Here is a 357-nt window from a genome sequence, read left to right as displayed (position 1 = left end):
GGTTACTACAGTACCGCGGCCGGAGATCGAGAACACGTCTTCGATCGGCATCAGGAACGGACGATCGATGGCACGAACCGGCTCAGGAATGTAGCTGTCCAGAGTCTCAACCAGCTTCTTGACGGCAGTAGTGCCCAGCTCGTTGGCATCTTCACCGTTCAGAGCCATCAGCGCGGAGCCGATGATGATCGGAGTGTCGTCACCCGGGAAATCGTAGGTGCTCAGCAGGTCGCGAACTTCCATCTCGACCAGCTCCAGCAGCTCGGCGTCGTCAACCATGTCAGCCTTGTTCAGGAAGACAACGATGTACGGAACGCCAACCTGACGGGACAGCAGGATGTGCTCACGGGTTTGCGG

At 58.3% G+C, this 357-nt stretch carries 1 protein-coding gene; it reads right to left on the bottom strand.

Going from position 1 to position 357, the window contains the following annotated elements; translation table 11 throughout:
- Positions 1-357: GTP-binding protein (locus AC805_RS16885; protein WP_231663433.1), on the bottom strand; the 357-nt coding region annotated here is incomplete at both ends.

The organism is Pseudanabaena sp. 'Roaring Creek' (assembly GCF_001402795.1).
In the GTDB taxonomy this organism is placed as follows: domain Bacteria; phylum Cyanobacteriota; class Cyanobacteriia; order Pseudanabaenales; family Pseudanabaenaceae; genus Pseudanabaena.
This window is presented reverse-complemented; position numbering and strand designations above follow the sequence as displayed.